Origin of the sequence: Acinetobacter lwoffii (assembly GCF_049367455.1) — a bacterium.
GTDB lineage: Bacteria > Pseudomonadota > Gammaproteobacteria > Pseudomonadales > Moraxellaceae > Acinetobacter > Acinetobacter lwoffii_W.
Window position 1 is genome coordinate 216,568 of record NZ_JBMPXW010000009.1, and the last position, 16,879, is coordinate 233,446.

Sequence of the window (16,879 nt, forward strand, 5' to 3'; positions counted from 1 at the left end):
AAACTTTTCTCAAAATTTAAAAATATTGAAAATATTTTAACCAATTAAAATCATCGTAAGCGGTTATAACGTCTAGCAAAACGGCATTGCGCCGTTTCGGTGGTTACTTATATTTTTGGATGATGCGTTCAATAAATCGAATCATTGTGTCCTTATCAATTTTGGCCTGGTCGTAATTGTCATAGCTAAACATCACCAAAGCATCTTCCTGAGTGATGCCAAAAAACTCACGTACTGCTTTCCACTGGTAAACGACTGGTACAGTGACAACAGGCGCATCTTTTAGCTCTTCATTGCTGAGTATTTTTTCATACATGAAGATTGGCCCAACAGAACCATGAAAATTGAAACCTAGATTTTGGAAATACTCGACAGACGTAGCCCAACCAATCAGGCATCCTACAATATTTTTATCTAACAATTCTTCTGTGGTGAAACCTGAAAAGAAATCGGTGTGTTGTTCTGTATGGCTTGCGTCATAATCACGCCAAATGTCGAAATCAAAGCTTTCATCAGGAATGACCTCGATCACTAGCTCAATCAGCTTTTCTAAACGCTCAACGGTCGTTGCTTTGTTCATATCTGCTCCAAGTTTTAGGCGGTGTGCCAAAAGGGGTAGCGGTACATATTGGCGCACGTACCGCTGTTGGAATTACAAATCCAGTTGAATTAAGAACAGTGGTAAAGGTGCATCACTGTCTTGTGTAATGAGCATAGGCAAGAAGAAACTAAATCCCTCAAAAAACACGCCCATGTCGTAATCATCTTGAAAAGAAAAGGGCTGTGAAGTGATACTGACATTCTCAATAGCACTAATTAGTGCCTCGATGTTGGTATGTTTTGCTGTATCGATCACATACACACGAAAACCGGCTTCTGTGGTGTTCGGTATCTGTTGTACTTGCTGTGGCAAGTAAAAGCCAAGTTCGTTGATGGCACTGACGAGTTGCGGATTTTCAATTGTCATGGGTAGGTTTCCTTATTGAACTACTTTTGCGCTATTTAAATTTTGCAATGCGATATGCGTTAAACGTTGATTAATGATTTCGTCATACGGCGAAATGAAATCCTCTTGCCAGTTATGCATGAGATGTTCGATCGGGTATGTTTCCAGATATTCTTCTAATGCTTCATTCGGCTTAGGAACGAAAGCTAATGGCTCTTTAATGTTGTAATTGCTGGCGATGTATTCCAGTGGATCACAATCACCTGGTACGTTGACCGTAGCAACAAACTCAAGATAAGCACCATCGGGGAAAAACTTATTGAAGCAATCAACCACAACAGATATTTCACGGACTTCATCATCATTTAAAGTGAACTCACGGACTTCTTTATCCAGTGCAACAATTGAGCTAGATAACAAGTGGTCAAGGTCTTGTGGACGGATGTTCACGCAATTAATAACTTGGTTGATATGATGAATAATCTCGTCTATGATTCGGTCTTCAAAAGCGTAGTTGCTGTCAAAAATAATATGATCGACATCTTCATAATTGAGTCCAAAAAACTCACGTACTGCTTCAGAACCGCGATAAACAACATTTGTTTTGAGTTCTTCATAAGTGAATGGCTCACCAGTATTCGCACGGAATGGTGCATAAAGGGGAACGCCGTCTAACATCATGAAGTTAAGTCTTTTAAATGTTTCATCAGCTGTCGCCCAACCTATGACGCAACAATTAGCATCACTATTTATAAGTTGAGCAAAAGTCATATTGTCGGTACCAGGGATCGTGCGCCATAAATCCAGATCAAAACGCTCATGTGGTACTTGCTTGATGATATTTTTTAAATGATTTAGCTTATCAAGTTGATTCATTACAGGACTCCAAGTTTTAAGCAATTGCTTTCGATAGAACCATTTTATTTAAAAAATACTAATGAATAACTTTATTGGAATTAATTAACCGACCTAAAACACGTAATGGATATTTGAAATATTTTTAATCAATTAAAATCATCGTATACGTTTTAAGCCATGCTTAGACGGCGTATATACCGATCTATTTTTCTAATGCAAAAAAAAAGAGTACTTAAGTTCGGACTTAAATACTCTTAATGAGTTGGGGCATTATTTCCGATTGGCTAAGTTGAAAAATAGTGAATACATTGCATTCTTAAATAACCAAAAGGTGAGGGGATTATCCGCTTCATCTTTAGACTGGTGGCGAATGATATTCCAGTTGAAATACTTTTCTGAATAGCCCATGTGAGTGACATAAGCAAAATTACGAACGTCATTTTCTGAAACGTATTGGAATGCTTGTTTAAGCTCATTTTGGGTGTTTTGTTCGCCGTCATGGTCAAAAGCATCAGCTTCTAAGATAAGTTCGCGCATGCCGACCATAGCAAGGTATATGACTGCTTCAAAGTCATAGTTCATCATGCGTAGGAAGTGTTTTTTCAAAAAGGCTTCGTCAATGTGTTCAACTTCTTTGTAATTTTTAAGTGCGCTTAGACCATGCACACCAAAGATATATTTAAGTACACGAAATTGAGCGCATAACGGCAAGTTTTCACCCTCCACATGTGAGCAAAGGGCGGTGTAGCGGTTCATGTCGATGACTGAGCTTAGAGATTGTTTTAAAGCGCCTAATAGCATTGTTATATCCTTTTTCGGGTTTTGTTTATTGTATGGTGTACGGTTAAGCAAGAAATGTGTTAACTAAATGAGTTGTGTCATGGTGTTGAGATAACTTTTCGGCATCCATGTCGTTATGTTCTTCATAGATAGTTTTTAAGGTTTTGATGGTTTCATGCATCAAGGTTTCATGATGCTCAGTATTGAATTTGAACTTGTGGCACTCTTTAGCAAGGGATACACGAACTTTGAATTTTTCTAAAAATTCGATGGTTTTATTGGTGGTGTCGTTTTCACATCCAAAGTAACAAACATTATCAATATGCAATGTGGTTGTTTTCAGCATTAATGGATTTTTATCAAACACAAAATAAGCAAAAATGCAGTTTTCACGACTGTTGTAAGTAATGTAAGACTTCTCAACATTAATTGCGTCCACTGATTTAAACCAAACAACGCCATCGTCATAGGTTTCAGCATGGCTTGAGAAAAGCATATAAATTAAGGTGTCGATAATTTCTGCGGTGCTGTTGCCGATAATTAAATGATTCAGACTTGAATCACTTCCGTTTGTAAATTGGTATTGAGCGACCACTTTATTTGCAAATTGATGTGCTGCGTTATTCATTATTCATCTCCAAGTTTCGGACAATATTTTCCTAAGGTTTTATTTTAATCTGAGTCACTTCATTATAAATTTTTCTCAAAAAAAAAGATTCTTTTTTCAAGAATCTTTTAATCAATTAAAAGCTATCGTATACAGATTAATCTAATTATCCGTAACTCGGTGAATCATCATCATTTGATTTATCCTGGTCATTTTCCTGTTCTTGCTCTTGTTCTTCCGTATTTTCAAGCTTCAGGACTAGATCGTATGGTTCAATGATATTGTCCATGACTTTTAAAAGGTAAGAGAGGTCTTGTTCCATCGGTTCTAGGTTTTCATAGTTTTCACCGACATAAAGCTCTTGATCTGTCAGTGAACGTTTAAACGCATAGTTCCAATCTGATACGGCGACCTTGCTATATACCATGGTGTAACCAGCATCATTGGCCAGCTGGTTCATCATCAGTTTAGCAGCGCGACCGTTACCCTCTTCAAAAGGGTGAGCTTCATTTAACTTGGCATAAAGCTGAGTGAACTCTTGCACAAACTGGTCTTTGTCCAAACCTTTCAGGTGGTCTTTTTCTTTAACCGCCTGTGAGAACTTATTCAGTTCATCAGGGATCAGGTTTTTATCTAGGAAATGACCGATTTCATAATTACCGTTCGGGTCGATCGCACGTTTAGAAATGTCGTCCAGACGCACTTCTCCAGCCCAATCGTAAATATGCTCAAAGATTTTTTCATGGATTTTAGAGAGGTGGTCGAGATCATAATTGCCACGTAAAGGCGAAATTTCCATTTTCGCTATTCGATGTTCCGTGATTTCTTTTTCCAGTGCCTTTTTATAGTCGCCTTGCGCTTGGCAACTGGTAGGTTGAGATAAGATGTCTTTTGCATCTAAATAAAACTCAAGTTTATCGTCCATATTGTTCTACTTATGAGTGATTGGGTTTGGTAATCCGCTGTAAGCTAGATTAGGTTGTATTCGCGATGATTAGGCTTTGTTTTTAAGTGCATTCCATTTTTTCATCAATGCAGCTTCTTCCTCGTCAAATGTTGTTTGACCAGTTGCTAAGCGCTCCATACGTGCGTTTGATGATGCTTCACATGCTTTAACAATGTGAGGGGAGAACTCTTGAGCTACATTGCCTTGAGCAGAACGGTATGCAGCACGTACACGGTCTTCGTATTTCACTTCTTCAGACATATCGGTTTCCTGTATCAACAATCTGTAAATTACAATAATTGTAACCCCAAACAAGGGGGCGATTCTTGCTAAATTGCGTATAAACAATCTTATTGGTATATACCGATTAACAAAATCAAATAAGATTAAAATTCCAAAAAAATCAAATATCGTATATTAAGTATATAATTTAAGTATATACAGGAAAGTCGTTAAACATGAACGTATTCAAAACACTAAAACTATCTGCAGTTGCAATAATCTCAGTGTCTATGTCGTGCGCTGTTTTAGCTAATAGTTCTTTAAATAACCTGAATACAAACAGCTTAAAATCTGCTGTTGCGCTTTCTCCTACTGCTGAAAACAAACGTAAAGTTGAGCGTTTGCTTAACACTAAAACACCGTACCAGATTGAAACTGGTGCGGTACTTAAAAAAGTGAAGTATTCAAAACACTTTAATATGAACGTTCAGATGTCTAGCAAAACTGCAGATAAATACTCTTCTGATGAAACTGACTCTTTAAACCGCTTTGTGAATGAAAAGATTCATCCGTTTTATTGCTCTGTATTCGCCAATGCTCCAGTTAAACCAGATCTGTATGTAGACATCGTGGACAATCAGGGTGAATCATTCTTTGGAAGTGCTGAGCGCTATTCAGATACTTGCCAATAGTTTTAAGGGCTAAATATTACATAGATCTGTTAACGCCGTTTTAGGCAAAAAAATAGACCGCTTAATTGCGGTCTATTTGTTTTTATACTGGCACCTAAAACCTTATGGAAAGGTCTTAGGTAGCACCGCTGTATAGCCTACGATCTTGCGTATTTTGATCTGCATATCAAGATGCAACGGCTGTACTGTCAAACGATTGAAGTAAGACTTAATCTCGCGCATCCACGCATGGAAACGATCATCACAATGACGCATAAGCTTCTTAAGGTGATTGCGGTCAGCTTCTTGTAAGAAACTGAGTTCTCTGTCGATTGACCAAAGATCAATATCCTGATCATTTATACATAACAAGTACTGCGTATCAACGACCAATGAAGATACCAACTTGCCTTGGTCTTGCTTGTAGATCAGCTCAAAATCAACTAGTGCATCTAAAGCGCCGTTGATGTTTTCGATTTGAATGTCACGGCGTAAACGTACTGGTAGCTCCAGCAGTACAGTATTCTTATTTGACTGGTAATAATCAGCACGGACTTGGCTATCCCATGCAATATTTTCAAACATAAAATTTTGAAAAGAGGTGAGAGAATCTTCTTGTAGACCGACAACTTTTGTTTTAGATAAGATTTCAAAGTTCATATAATTTCTCCAAATGGTGAGCATTGAGCTCATACATTCATTATATTTCACTGTACCTTTTCAAAACTTTTTTCAAAAAATATAGATTGTTTTAATGCTGTCCACGTTTACATTACATAGACAATGGCAAGAAATCTAATTAAACTGACCTTGAATAAGAAATGCGTTCAAGTGATTTGTGTTTTTTTTATTCACCTTTCAATTTTAAAGAGCCAGGCGTTTTGCGTCTGGTTCTTTGCTTTCTGGTATATACCAAGCACATTTTTTTAATGTGCACTGACCAATCTCAATAATAAAGTTTCAGTTTTAAACCTTATTTATCGCTACGATTAAGCTAGTTGCTAGATGGGCTTTAAGATATGAATGCATCAAGTACAATAGCTTTAATGGCGGTATCTATTGGTTTTCCAGTGGTATTAAACTTTGACTTTGCTTTTACTTATTTAATTGTTTTTGCCTTATTCCTCTGCACGATCGCTTTAATGTTTATGATAGTTTTTATTGTTCATAACGGTACTGTGACGGAAAAGATTAGCGCAATAATTAAAAGGATGTTCTTTTTTGCTGGTTATTGCGCTTGTGTATTAGGTGCGGTTTTGTTTACAAGATGCCTAGTCTAGTACGTTAATATTTAATGCATATTTGCTAAATAAGTAATACCCAATCATACAGATCGCTAAAGTAACTACCGTCACTTTACGCGTTGAGTTCACAACTTCAGCACTGTCTTTCTTGCTATTAAAAATACCAACTTTGACTAACTTAAACACTGAGTCAAAAAGGGTGATGGCAAACCACGTTCCTAAAAAGTAAATCGCCATGGTCAAATATTCCTGTTTGTGCAACACATACTTATATAAATAGACCAGTGTAGTGACCACAATTAATGAAAATGAAGCGCCATAGTGCAAGGTTTTGACGGCATTGCGATGTTGTTTTTCATTGTTGATGTTAATCGCTGCGTTGATAAAACAAAAAATTGCCAATTGTCCAATGATGACGACAATCCCCATTGCAAATAATTGGATGTTAAGACCATAAGCCTCTTCCACTAAAATTACGGCGCTTGCAAACGCAAGGAACATTAAATATATGAGATATGGCATGATTCTCTTGGTATGAAGCGATGATATTGGATGATTCTAGGCTAAGGTTCAAAAAAAAAGAAGTATGCTGGTCGCAACATACTTCCGATCTGATCAGGCTTCTACGTTCTGATTGATATAGTTTTTGTAGGCTAATTTCACTTCACTTAAAAGGGCTTCTTTCAAAACACCTTTGTCTTTTATCGTTGGATTGTGCAAACCAAGTGACGCACGGCGCTGTTTAGTGGTGTTTTTATTGGCATCTGTTACCCAAACTGAGTCGATATAATCATCAACTAAAGCATGCAATTCGTTTGGTTTTACTGCATTGTCTAAATTGGAAAGTATAGCCTTATTGTTTACGATCGCTAAACTTTCATCATATTCTCGATAGCTTGTACGTAAAGAATTCTTAAAATGAAGCAATTGATCTTCAATTTTTAATTTACCGCCATCAAGCTCGATGTCGATTACAAATGTCGTGATTTTAGATGATAGACCTAAAACACCAACTGATTTAACGCGAACAATAGTATCCATAACAACTCCAAGGTTTTGAGCAATTTGCTCAGGTAAAACGGTTAAACTTTTGTGAGATCTGCTTCAATATCTATCAGCAATTCTTTTACTGCTTTCATGTGTGGCAATAAAGTATAGGTGTTCATTTCACTATTAAATGCACCAGCTTCAAGTTGTACACCAGCAATAAACGGCTCATTGATTAAGTTGTTGCCAATGAGATGACTTAAGCAAGCCTGTACCAGTTCGTTATTTTCTTCAGACTTAACCAGTAGGGGATACAAAACCACGAGTATTGGTAAATCACAAAACTCCATGTTGTTTGCATCAAGTAGCTGTTTAAGTGCATCCTTAATATCTTCGTTGAGAACCAACAGTTCTAAACCTTTTTTCATGTCTTTATAGGCGTTATCAATGGCCACTTCGGAAAAGTAAAACCAATCGCGCTGGTCATCGAGCATGAAGCTATCTAATGCAGCGATTTTCTGTAAGATCTGCAATTGTTCAGGGTTGAACGTGCGAATCGCTGTTCCATTGATTTTATGCTGTAACAACAGCTTTAACGCCTTTTGCGCTTGATCGTTTAACTGCTGTACTTCTTGATTGAAGAAACTGCATAACTGATTCGACAGATCTACAAAGATAGAATTGTCATAGCAATCAGGTACCACGTTTTGAGTGGATAGCAACATAAAGCCATTTTCTGACAGCTCAGGATTCATATAGATACAAAGATTATGATCTTCGGTCAGCTCTGCAAAACCTTTTAAAGTGGTATATGCAATTTCATGATTAGGCAATTCAATGCCAGCATGGATATTAATGTGGAAGCTTGGGCTTTGGTCGCCGTGGTCTTGATCTGCAGTACTGATCATAGATAACAGGGTTTCCAAAAGCGCCGTATTCTTACGAATAGGCGCCATAGCTTCATTAATTAAGATAAAGCTACTATTCATTAAAGTGCCTCCAAGAATAGTGAGCCCACAATATCAGTATTGAGTGGGTTAATTTCAATGAATTCGACTAGCTCCAGCGCTTTATCAAGTGTGAGTTCCTTAGCGCGGAAATCAAAAAGTGTATCCACGCCAACGCCATCAATCACACCATATGAAGACATCAACTCTTCCAATTCAGGGATATTTTGATAATTTTCTTCAGCCAAGTTTTCCAAGGTCAAAAGGGCATTATCTACATGTGATTTGAACATGTGAGCAAGGAAGAAAGCTAAACGGTGCTCATGAGGTGCTCGAATGAAGAAATACTCACTATGCTCGTCATCGTTAGAATCCTGGCGTGACGCTTTAACCAAGAACAAAGGTAAATTGTCAGTACTGCCGTAAACTTCGTTAAAATCGATCGGGCAAAAATTAGGGTTTAAATTCATGAGCTTTCTCCAAGTTTTAAGCTATTTGCTTGATTTGGTTTCATTATATTAAGAATATGAACGGATAAAGTTTTTTTAAAAAATACTTATTTAAGCATCCAGAAAGAATTAATAATGACGAGCGCCATTGCAGCGCTAAAAATTCAAAACCTTTTTTAATCAATTAAAAAAACATCGTTTACGTTTTTAAGCGCAACTTTAAGAGATTTCTCTCTTAAAGGCTTAGTTTATTCAAAAGTGTTGGTGTATAAGTCGGTCTTAATAAGATTAAACACATACTCGCATTCAACAACGAGACTTGCATATTCATCATCAAAACATTGTTCATCTTCAAGCATAATTTCAAGATTTAAAGGCTCAATCACTGAATAAGGGTTTTTGACGCCAGTTTCTTTGTAATTTGAAATAATGACCTGAATAGCTCCAGATGCGAAGTCACCCTCAAGCGTATGGCTAAAGTAGGAACGATTTCTTGTATCGCTGTGAGTGCTGTCGATAGGTTCTAAAGCTGTACCAAACTTGTAGGTAGTCAGCAACTCTATAACGTCTTGAGCAAATGTCGAGTTTAAAGGGGCATCACTTTTTAGGTTGAATGCAATGTCTTTAAACTGCTTCAAGATTTCTTGCTCTTTAGACTCGTTAAAGTTTTTGAAATATTCGTCAAAATTATGCTCACCATGATTCGACAAAAGTTTATGGTGGTAGTTGTATTCGTCTACCACGGTCAACAGGTCAAGTTTTTGCAATAATTCAAACTCGTCTTTTGTAATTTCTTTAAAACCCAAAACGTAAAAAGAATCACCGCTGATTTCCCAAGAGTCATAGCGAGTTTTAAAATCATGTTCTTCTAATAAGGTTTTAATGTCTTCAAGTTCTTCACTCTCATAGCTTGAATACTTAAACAGGGTGTAATTAACCAATGCCATTAAAGCTGGCACTTCTGAAATTTTCTTAGAGGCATATAAGCCGATATTAAAATCACAAATACGGATACCAATTGGTAGTGCTGATGTTTCGTTAATCGCAAGATTCATCATGAGATACTTGTGCATATTAATTTACCTAACAGGTTGAATGTATTTTTAGATTAATGGATTTAAAGTGGGAATAACTTATGCTTAAAAATTAGAATAGCCATGGAATAAGTTGAATATTTTAATCAATTAAAACTACCGTATGCGGTTGTAAACAAAACGCACTGGTGTATATTTGATATATCCAAATTTTCGAGATTAGTTATGGAAGTTGAAAACCTAAGTAAAGACCAGTTAGAAGACCTAATTAAAAAGGCACAAAACCAAATTGTTGTAGTAGAGAATAAGAAACTTGATGACGGTTATCTCAAAATGTTTGAGATCGCAAAAGAATTAGGCTTAACTATTCTTGAATTAAATGAGCACGGCGAAAATCGTAAATTAAATAAAAAGCCAGTGGTTAAAGCAGATCCTAAATATCGCAACCCGAATAACCACAAAGAAGTGTGGGCCGGTCGTGGTAAACGTCCATCCTGGTTAAATCGTGAGATTGAATCTGGAAAAACATTAGAAAGTTTTCTTATCGTATAAATATTAAAAGGGCTTAATTGATTTAAGCCCTTTTTTTAAATGCCATTGTCAGTGTTGTTTAGAGCAGGTGCGCGACTACTTAACAAAGTTCAGCTTTGATGTGTTCTAACACATCATCTTCAACACCCTCATTAGAAAATGCTTCAATGAATTCATTCAGGTTTTCATTGCTTAATGGCAAACTTCCGTATTGATCTACTGCAATCATTTGTGAGTTATGCACCAGATATTCAATACTGCAGTCAACAGAACAAAAGGTTTCTTGAATTACATCATTCACCTGATGGCCAGACTTTTTATCGTTAGTATCAATATCACTATTACAGTGAGGGCAACTAAATAATCCCATTACGCAACTCCTTTCTCAATTAAGCTAATTACACCGTGTTCTAATTGATCATCAAACCAGTGCCAGATAATGAAGCGGTCTGTACCTTTGCCCCATAGATGAAAGTCTTCTTCGATTTCATCATCATTGTTTATCGGGGTGTTGCCAAACTCTTCCCATAATGTTTTATGGGTTTTGCCTTGCAAGCTTAATACGCCATTTTCAGAATTTGCTTCAAACCAATCTAGGATCTGATAGCGATATGTACCTTTATTCCAGATATGGAATTCGCATGGTAAGGAATTAGATTCATCAAATTGAATCTGCTGTAATTCACTCCATAACTGGTCTATTGATTTAGCCATGCTTTATAACTCCTTGCTTAATAATTCAATTTTAATAAATAAAAGCGCTCAAAAACTTTTCTTAAAAAACATATAAAATCTGTTAATAATTCCTTTTGGAAAAATACTATCTAAGCAAAACTATTGTTATTATCGAGTGAGCTTATTAAGAGGTTTAAGCATGAATCTAGATAAATACGTTAAAACAGATATAGACGATGGCAATGGTCACATTTGGCTTAAATTTACGAATGATTCAGGTAATGATACTTTTGCTTGTAGTCAATGTGGCTATATGAGACGGGTAGATAGTAATAATCGCCCACTAAACAAAAAGTGTGTTGGTAAAGTGAAAATCACGCTGCGTTAAAATTGAGATTTACAAAAACAAAATAAGAGCCAACATAGGGCTCTTTCTTATTTCATGGGGCTTTTACTGGCTTTACGGAATCAGTGTTGGAATCCAATATTTTTTAGACTACCCAACCATTGCGTAATTAATAACTTATTCCTTAGAGCCCTTTTTCTTTAGGCACACCGCCAACAATCTGAAATGGTATCCAATGGTTAACCCATTTTTCTTTGGTACCACGTTTGCCCAACCAGTAAAAGTTCCAGTGAGGAACCCGTGGATGTGGTTTTTTGGTACCTTTGTAGTTGCCAGACTTTAGATCTTCATCGCGCTTTAGGATCGCTTCATTGATCTTTTTATTTGTTTCGGTACCAACAATAGTCGGCTTGTACTTATTGGCCTCAAATAAACGCAATTCACGCTTAATCAGCTCTAATTTAGGCCTGGCTTGTGTTGTTTCTGGTGTTAATGGTCTGAGATCTGGTTCTTTTTGGCTGAACCATAGAATCAAATTGATTAGCTTCTTCTGCAGTTCCATGAACGTGTTAATTTCTTGTTCATCTGGCAAGTTCTTTTCATCAAAAAACGTATCAATGAAATCGGTCATGCAGTCCTCAACAGTTGATTCAAAATCATCATCATCAGGGAAGTGCATGGTAATGGTTTTTGCTAAGCCAGTATCGGTATATACCGTGGTAAATAGCACCTTGCGATCGTTCAACGTGTTTTTCGCAAAAATAACACCGACCACTTGTTCATTTTGCACGTAGAGATTGGCATTGTCGGTTTGAACGTAGATCGCAATATCAGGTAGGTTTAATAGGAAACCGGGGATACTGCGGTTGTACTCGGTCTTTACAAGCATTTGAATGACTTGATCTTCAAACCGATAAATATTTTTGGTTAGGCTCCATGAGCCAAGAGTAATGATTTCACCAATGTTGCAAGGTAGCTGATTGATAAATGAGAGTGGAATTTCTTGGCCAGTGGCTTGAACACCCATAATGGTACTGGTGCGTTTCATTCGTTCACGCCAGATAGGATCTCGACAATCTAGTGCAGCATATGTCCATTCATCACCACTGATTAGGCATTCGTGCGGATCTTTACTGTTTTGTCGTGCGATCGCATAAGCTTCTACACATTTCATTAAGCCATTGAGGTTAAACTTCACATGTTCTAATCGCGCTGTGATGACTTTAAGTGGTATTCCTATCTTTGGATCTAAATCTTTATTTCTCATGTTGAGCAACCAGGATCTATATCAGATCAATATCTGAAAAAATTTCGTTTAAAAAAGGACTTTAAAAGTCCTTTCGATTAGGCGTGAGCACTATTATTACAAGGCGGTGTAAACAAAGTACCATCTAAGCGGATCATTCCAAAGCCGTAGGTTTTATCACGACCAATACCATTGAGCCATGCTGTTTTAAATAGCTCTAAATCACCAACAGTCGCACTAAATGAAATATCTATGGTCTGGACTGGAATATTCAAAATGCTGAGCTGTGGTCCACATTGTTGCTCAATTATAGTGACATCCAATAGACCTTTGCTACTAAGAGCGTTTTTGGTGAATTCGGCTGCTTCATCTCCAGTTAGATTTTTACGCTTCTTACCTGAATTGCCTTTGGGTTTTTCGCCGTGGACCGAAATGTATTCTTCAATTTCTTGGCGGTTAAAGCTACATTCACGGTTAAGAGGAACCATGATTTTTCCAGTGATTTGCTGACCGTGCGAAATTTCAATGTATTCTTTGGCCATTGGGATTTTGACGTCCGATACGCACGTTCTTAAATAGATGTGCTTGCCATCTGTAAAAAATATGACTTTTGCGGAACAGAATGTCTCGACCTTATTTCGTTTAAACATTTCTCTAAAAATGTACTTGAACAAGTTCTTTTCATTTTCAGGATGTGTAAGGGCAAAACAATTGGCTGTTAGTTTTATGTTATTCAGACTCATTTCGATATCCAGTTTTCTATAAACAGCATTATTAAGAACCATTGCCTTTAAATAGCGCCTTATTGACAATAAGGGTATTATTCAGCATTTATAAACGCTAAAAGTAACTTCTATGTGCATTTAACAAAAGTGGCTTATAATATACTTAAAACCCTCAAAATTGATATAGGAACACCAGTTTTGTGTGGAAGTAAAGCGTAACATTCATATTATGAAAACCAACCACAATTTATTAAACCTACACTTTAATGATACTTATTTTTTGTGTTGTAATTTTTTTTTAAAAAAATATATGCTTTGCTGATTATTTTAAACTATTGACTGTATTTTAAGCTGTGCGTAAACTTTAAACGTTGTTTTGTACAATCCACACCTAGTTTGATCCTGTTTGGACGACTGAAAAATGAACATAAAGAATAGAACTACGTTGCAGTTTTATGAAGAACTGCAGTTGGTGTATGACCGTTTCAATGAAAGGCTATTCAAAAATGAATTACCAGATTGTTTGATTACGCTTCAACGTATCAACAAAAATACCGGTTATTGGTCTGAGAATAGATTTGCTTCGACAGAAGATGATACGGCGTATACGCACGAACTGGCCCTTAACCCTGATTACTTTGGCACCCAACCATTGCTTAACATTTTTAAATGCTATGCACATGAGATGTGTCATATGAAACAAAGCATTTTTGGTGAGCCATCTAAACGCTCATATCACAATGCTGAGTTTGCGGCATTTATGCTTGAGATCGGTTTGATTATGACTGATGACGGCACAAAAGAAGGTCGCACGACAGGCGAGAAGATGACCGAAATCGTTGTACCTGATGGCTTGTTTATTCAAGTGTGCAATGAGCTAGTCGATGAAGGGCGTATCATCAAATGGTATGACAAGTACGCACCCAAAACGATTTCAAGTCTTGAAATGATTCAAGAGCAAGTGCAGTTGTTGGAGTCCATTCCGACTGCTTCTCCAAAGCTATTTCATATTGCCTTACTTGGCAATGAAATCAATTCAGCTTTGAAATCACCTAAAAAAGAGAAGCCAGTTGCCGAACCGTCAAAAGCACAAGATTCCCTCACTGGATATGCCATCCCAACAAGTGATGAAGAAGAGGAACCGACTCCCACTACAATGAATCCCTTTGATGTAGCGATCGGACTAATCGACATATCAAATACCGGTGCAAACCTTGGCGGTTATTATCCAACGGCTTTTGATGAAGATCCGTTAGATGATGACGACAAACCAATACCAGAACCTAAGGTTGTTAAACTTTATAAGGGTGAACAACCAAACGGCGATGATAACGAGTTTATTGTACTCAAAGAAACTATGATCGGTGGAACACTCTATCAAGAGCTTGGTTTAGCCAATTTTGAAGAGCCTGAGCCTAAGAAACAGACTAGGGCATCTTTTGCGTGTCCTGAGTGTGGCCGTGGTGCAACGTGTAGTCCTACTTTTAGATTATCGTGTACTGAATGTGAAGTTGAACTGGTACCATCAAAATCCATTGATAAAAGCCAGGTGAAGAAAAACAAAAAGGCTGCTAAAGCTGACCAAGGGGATGCAGAATGAAAACGATTGAAGAGCTTGGAATTCTGTTTTCTTCACACAAATACCGTTTTTATAACGAAAAAGACTTACAACTCGCGATTGAGCAAATGTTTATTGCCAATGAGATTCCGTATGAACGTGAGGTTCGTCTATCAAATAAAGACATCATTGATTTTACTGTTGAGCTTGATGTCGGCAAGGTGGGTGTTGAATTAAAAATAGATGGTGCACGTAACGCATTATTGCGTCAGATCAATCGTTATTTAAGCCATGACAGCATAAAAGCGCTCTATGTGGTTGGTACACCGTATTGGGTGAATAACATTCCAATCCAACTGAACAATAAATTTATTTACCGCCATCGTATTTTAGTGGGGGTCTTCTAATGTATAAATCTTACGGCACCATTTCTCGTCAAGAAAAAAACTGGCACATTGAATGTGAACCACATGTTAAAACACGACTTAAGCGTGTATTCCCAAAAGTCAGCCAACATGCATCAAAATTTATTGAGTTAAGCGATACGCCGTCTAATTGTCACGACCTACTTTGGTTTATTGAACGTTATCCAATGCGTGTTGATGATCTTAAATACATGAAAGCGCAATCTAAGGCTTATGTGTCGCTAAAAGAAGATATTTTGGATGTGATGGACTATAAACGTCCGATCAAAACATTTGATCTTGCCGTGCCTCCATATGAGTATCAAAGAGCAGCTGCAGATCTACTACTTAATGTTAAAGGTTTGCTCTTGGGGGATGATTTGGGCCTTGGCAAAACAGCGAGTGGAATATGTCCGATGATTCTACCTGAATCGCTCCCGGCGCTTTTTGTGACAATGACACATCTTCCAATGCAAATTAAGAATGAAATTGAACGCTTTGCTCCGCACCTAAAATGTCACATCCTAAAGAAAGCATCGCCTTATCCATTGCACAAAGAGGGTGAAGCAGCACCCGATGTCATTATCACCAGTTATTCAAAGTTGAACGGTTGGGCTGAATATCTTGCCGGAAAGATTAAGTACGTAGTGTTTGACGAGATCCAAGAGTTACGGACTGGCTATACATCGCAAAAGTATTCCGCTGCTAAACTCATTAGTGACCAAGCTGAATTACGCCTCGGTCTATCAGCTACACCGATTTATAACTACGGTGATGAATTCTACAACATCATTGAAATATTGCGTCCAGATAGCTTAGGTACCGCTACCGAATTCGCTCGTGAGTGGTGTTCACACGAAAAACGTATTAATGATCCTAAAGCGTTTGGGATGTTTTTACGTGATGAAGGTCTAATGTTGCGCCGTACTCGAGCAGATGTAAATCGAGAGTTACCGCCAGTACAAATCATCCCTCAATATGTCGAAAGCGATCCTAAAGTACTGGATCAAATTAAGGGCAAGGCAATGGAACTGGCAAAAGTAATTTTAAGCTCTACTCAAGAATTCCAAGGGCAAAAGCTTCGTGCGACAGAAGAATTCAATATTATGATGCGCCAAGCAACAGGTATCGCCAAAGCGCCGTATGTCGCTGAGTTCGTGCGTATGCTTGTTGAGTCTGGTGAATCAGTCATGCTTTATGGTTGGCATCGAGATGTGTACAACATTTGGCTAGAACGCTTGGCTGAATTCAATCCTGTTATGTATACAGGTACGGAAGGACCTGCAGCTAAGGAACGATCTAAACAAGCATTCTTGAATGATGAAAGTAAAGTCTTCATTAGTTCATTACGTTCATCTGCCGGGCTTGATGGCTTGCAGTACCACTCAAAATGCAAAACATTTGTGTTTGGTGAGTTGGATTGGTCGCCTGGTGTTCATGATCAATGTATTGGTCGCTTAGACCGTGACGGTCAAATCAAACAGATCTCGGCATATTACTTGTTGGCTGATTCGGGTTCAGATCCAATTATTTCTGATGTCTTAGGCATCAAAAAAGGCCAGTTGGAAGGAGTTAAAAACCCGAATGGCGAATTATTTGAACATTTAATTACGGACGGTGGCGGTATCAAGCGCTTAGCCGAACACATACTGAATAAGAAGGTAGCTTAAGAGAAACTTTATGACTGAACTTTACCTAGCTTG

The 16,879-nt window shown here is 37.6% G+C and carries 24 protein-coding genes; 7 read left to right on the forward strand and 17 right to left on the reverse strand.

Features of this window, described 5'->3' with window-relative positions:
* Nucleotides 1-103 precede the first annotated feature (103 nt).
* From ACO1B7_RS16780 to ACO1B7_RS16810, 7 genes are all read right to left on the reverse strand, one after another.
* Nucleotides 104-580, reverse strand: coding sequence for a hypothetical protein (locus ACO1B7_RS16780; protein ID WP_005006052.1), 477 nt, complete (start codon nt 578-580; stop codon nt 104-106).
* Nucleotides 581-652: 72 nt separating this feature from the next.
* Nucleotides 653-967, reverse strand: coding sequence for a hypothetical protein (locus ACO1B7_RS16785; RefSeq protein WP_024160757.1), 315 nt, complete (start codon nt 965-967; stop codon nt 653-655).
* Between the two features lie 12 nt (nt 968-979).
* The gene (locus ACO1B7_RS16790; protein ID WP_423090408.1) at nt 980-1,822 is read right to left on the reverse strand and encodes a hypothetical protein; all 843 of its coding nucleotides are present in this window, start codon (nt 1,820-1,822) and stop codon (nt 980-982) included.
* Nucleotides 1,823-2,074: 252 nt separating this feature from the next.
* Entirely contained in the window at nt 2,075-2,605 is a 531-nt protein-coding gene (locus ACO1B7_RS16795) for a hypothetical protein (RefSeq protein ID WP_065995439.1), read from the reverse strand.
* A 43-nt stretch (nt 2,606-2,648) separates the two neighbouring features.
* Nucleotides 2,649-3,212 carry a hypothetical protein gene (locus ACO1B7_RS16800; protein WP_043041417.1) on the reverse strand — a complete coding sequence of 188 codons (564 nt, stop codon included), beginning with the start codon at nt 3,210-3,212 and terminating at the stop codon, nt 2,649-2,651.
* 145 nt (nt 3,213-3,357) lie between these two features.
* Nucleotides 3,358-4,116 (reverse strand): Fic/DOC family protein, encoded by a 759-nt coding sequence (locus ACO1B7_RS16805; protein WP_005006069.1) that lies wholly within the window; start codon nt 4,114-4,116, stop codon nt 3,358-3,360.
* 69 nt (nt 4,117-4,185) lie between these two features.
* Nucleotides 4,186-4,398, reverse strand: a complete 213-nt coding sequence (locus tag ACO1B7_RS16810; RefSeq protein WP_005006071.1) for a hypothetical protein — start codon at nt 4,396-4,398, stop codon at nt 4,186-4,188.
* A 251-nt stretch (nt 4,399-4,649) separates the two neighbouring features.
* On the opposite strand from ACO1B7_RS16810, the gene ACO1B7_RS16815 reads away from it, so the two are divergent.
* On the forward strand, nt 4,650-5,051 hold the full coding sequence (locus ACO1B7_RS16815) for a hypothetical protein (RefSeq protein ID WP_228740236.1): 402 nt from the start codon (nt 4,650-4,652) through the stop codon (nt 5,049-5,051).
* 102 nt (nt 5,052-5,153) lie between these two features.
* Here the strand turns inward: ACO1B7_RS16815 and ACO1B7_RS16820 are convergent, their stop codons facing one another.
* On the reverse strand, nt 5,154-5,615 hold the full coding sequence (locus ACO1B7_RS16820; RefSeq protein WP_228738680.1) for a hypothetical protein: 462 nt from the start codon (nt 5,613-5,615) through the stop codon (nt 5,154-5,156).
* A gap of 434 nt (nt 5,616-6,049) precedes the next feature.
* On the opposite strand from ACO1B7_RS16820, the gene ACO1B7_RS16825 reads away from it, so the two are divergent.
* Nucleotides 6,050-6,310, forward strand: a complete 261-nt coding sequence (locus ACO1B7_RS16825; RefSeq protein WP_024160750.1) for a hypothetical protein — start codon at nt 6,050-6,052, stop codon at nt 6,308-6,310.
* On the opposite strand, the gene ACO1B7_RS16830 is transcribed toward ACO1B7_RS16825, so the two are convergent.
* From ACO1B7_RS16830 to ACO1B7_RS16850, 5 genes are all read right to left on the reverse strand, one after another.
* Nucleotides 6,302-6,796, reverse strand: a complete 495-nt coding sequence (locus ACO1B7_RS16830) for a hypothetical protein (RefSeq protein ID WP_024160749.1) — start codon at nt 6,794-6,796, stop codon at nt 6,302-6,304. The genes ACO1B7_RS16825 and ACO1B7_RS16830 overlap by 9 nt on opposite strands.
* 93 nt (nt 6,797-6,889) lie before the next feature.
* Complete coding sequence (locus ACO1B7_RS16835) at nt 6,890-7,315, reverse strand: hypothetical protein (RefSeq protein ID WP_024160748.1); 426 nt, start codon at nt 7,313-7,315, stop codon at nt 6,890-6,892.
* Nucleotides 7,316-7,356: 41 nt separating this feature from the next.
* Nucleotides 7,357-8,250, reverse strand: a complete 894-nt coding sequence (locus ACO1B7_RS16840) for a hypothetical protein (RefSeq protein ID WP_024160747.1) — start codon at nt 8,248-8,250, stop codon at nt 7,357-7,359.
* A complete protein-coding gene (locus ACO1B7_RS16845; protein ID WP_024160746.1) occupies nt 8,250-8,678 on the reverse strand; it encodes a hypothetical protein in 429 nt (142 codons plus the stop codon). The genes ACO1B7_RS16840 and ACO1B7_RS16845 overlap by 1 nt, the downstream gene beginning before the upstream one ends.
* A 227-nt stretch (nt 8,679-8,905) precedes the next feature.
* The gene (locus ACO1B7_RS16850) at nt 8,906-9,715 is read right to left on the reverse strand and encodes a hypothetical protein (protein WP_207778940.1); all 810 of its coding nucleotides are present in this window, start codon (nt 9,713-9,715) and stop codon (nt 8,906-8,908) included.
* A gap of 201 nt (nt 9,716-9,916) precedes the next feature.
* On the opposite strand from ACO1B7_RS16850, the gene ACO1B7_RS16855 reads away from it, so the two are divergent.
* Nucleotides 9,917-10,243, forward strand: coding sequence for an H-NS histone family protein (locus tag ACO1B7_RS16855; RefSeq protein WP_024160744.1), 327 nt, complete (start codon nt 9,917-9,919; stop codon nt 10,241-10,243).
* 79 nt (nt 10,244-10,322) lie between these two features.
* Here the strand turns inward: ACO1B7_RS16855 and ACO1B7_RS16860 are convergent, their stop codons facing one another.
* Together ACO1B7_RS16860 and ACO1B7_RS16865 are read right to left on the reverse strand one after the other, a co-directional pair.
* The gene (locus tag ACO1B7_RS16860) at nt 10,323-10,592 is read right to left on the reverse strand and encodes a hypothetical protein (protein ID WP_024160743.1); all 270 of its coding nucleotides are present in this window, start codon (nt 10,590-10,592) and stop codon (nt 10,323-10,325) included.
* A complete protein-coding gene (locus ACO1B7_RS16865; protein ID WP_038350037.1) occupies nt 10,592-10,936 on the reverse strand; it encodes a hypothetical protein in 345 nt (114 codons plus the stop codon). The genes ACO1B7_RS16860 and ACO1B7_RS16865 overlap by 1 nt, the downstream gene beginning before the upstream one ends.
* Before the next feature lie 160 nt (nt 10,937-11,096).
* On the opposite strand from ACO1B7_RS16865, the gene ACO1B7_RS16870 reads away from it, so the two are divergent.
* Nucleotides 11,097-11,285: a hypothetical protein gene (locus tag ACO1B7_RS16870; protein ID WP_125274517.1), complete on the forward strand. Its 189-nt coding sequence runs from the start codon at nt 11,097-11,099 to the stop codon at nt 11,283-11,285.
* A gap of 142 nt (nt 11,286-11,427) precedes the next feature.
* On the opposite strand, the gene ACO1B7_RS16875 is transcribed toward ACO1B7_RS16870, so the two are convergent.
* Together ACO1B7_RS16875 and ACO1B7_RS16880 are read right to left on the reverse strand one after the other, a co-directional pair.
* Nucleotides 11,428-12,510 (reverse strand): AcrVA2 family anti-CRISPR protein, encoded by a 1,083-nt coding sequence (locus tag ACO1B7_RS16875; RefSeq protein WP_098733232.1) that lies wholly within the window; start codon nt 12,508-12,510, stop codon nt 11,428-11,430.
* A 77-nt stretch (nt 12,511-12,587) separates the two neighbouring features.
* Nucleotides 12,588-13,232 carry a type I-E CRISPR-associated protein Cas6/Cse3/CasE gene (locus ACO1B7_RS16880; protein ID WP_227504916.1) on the reverse strand — a complete coding sequence of 215 codons (645 nt, stop codon included), beginning with the start codon at nt 13,230-13,232 and terminating at the stop codon, nt 12,588-12,590.
* 403 nt (nt 13,233-13,635) lie between these two features.
* Between ACO1B7_RS16880 and ACO1B7_RS16885 the strand changes: the two genes are divergently transcribed.
* From ACO1B7_RS16885 to ACO1B7_RS16895, 3 genes are read left to right on the forward strand one after another with little or no spacing between them, the layout of a single operon-like run.
* Entirely contained in the window at nt 13,636-14,814 is a 1,179-nt protein-coding gene (locus ACO1B7_RS16885; RefSeq protein ID WP_411577635.1) for a SprT-like domain-containing protein, read from the forward strand.
* On the forward strand, nt 14,811-15,179 hold the full coding sequence (locus ACO1B7_RS16890) for a hypothetical protein (RefSeq protein ID WP_005006108.1): 369 nt from the start codon (nt 14,811-14,813) through the stop codon (nt 15,177-15,179). Before ACO1B7_RS16885 ends, ACO1B7_RS16890 begins: the two co-directional genes overlap by 4 nt.
* Complete coding sequence (locus ACO1B7_RS16895) at nt 15,179-16,846, forward strand: SNF2-related protein (protein WP_077169171.1); 1,668 nt, start codon at nt 15,179-15,181, stop codon at nt 16,844-16,846. Before ACO1B7_RS16890 ends, ACO1B7_RS16895 begins: the two co-directional genes overlap by 1 nt.
* The last annotated feature ends 33 nt before the right edge of the window (nt 16,847-16,879 follow it).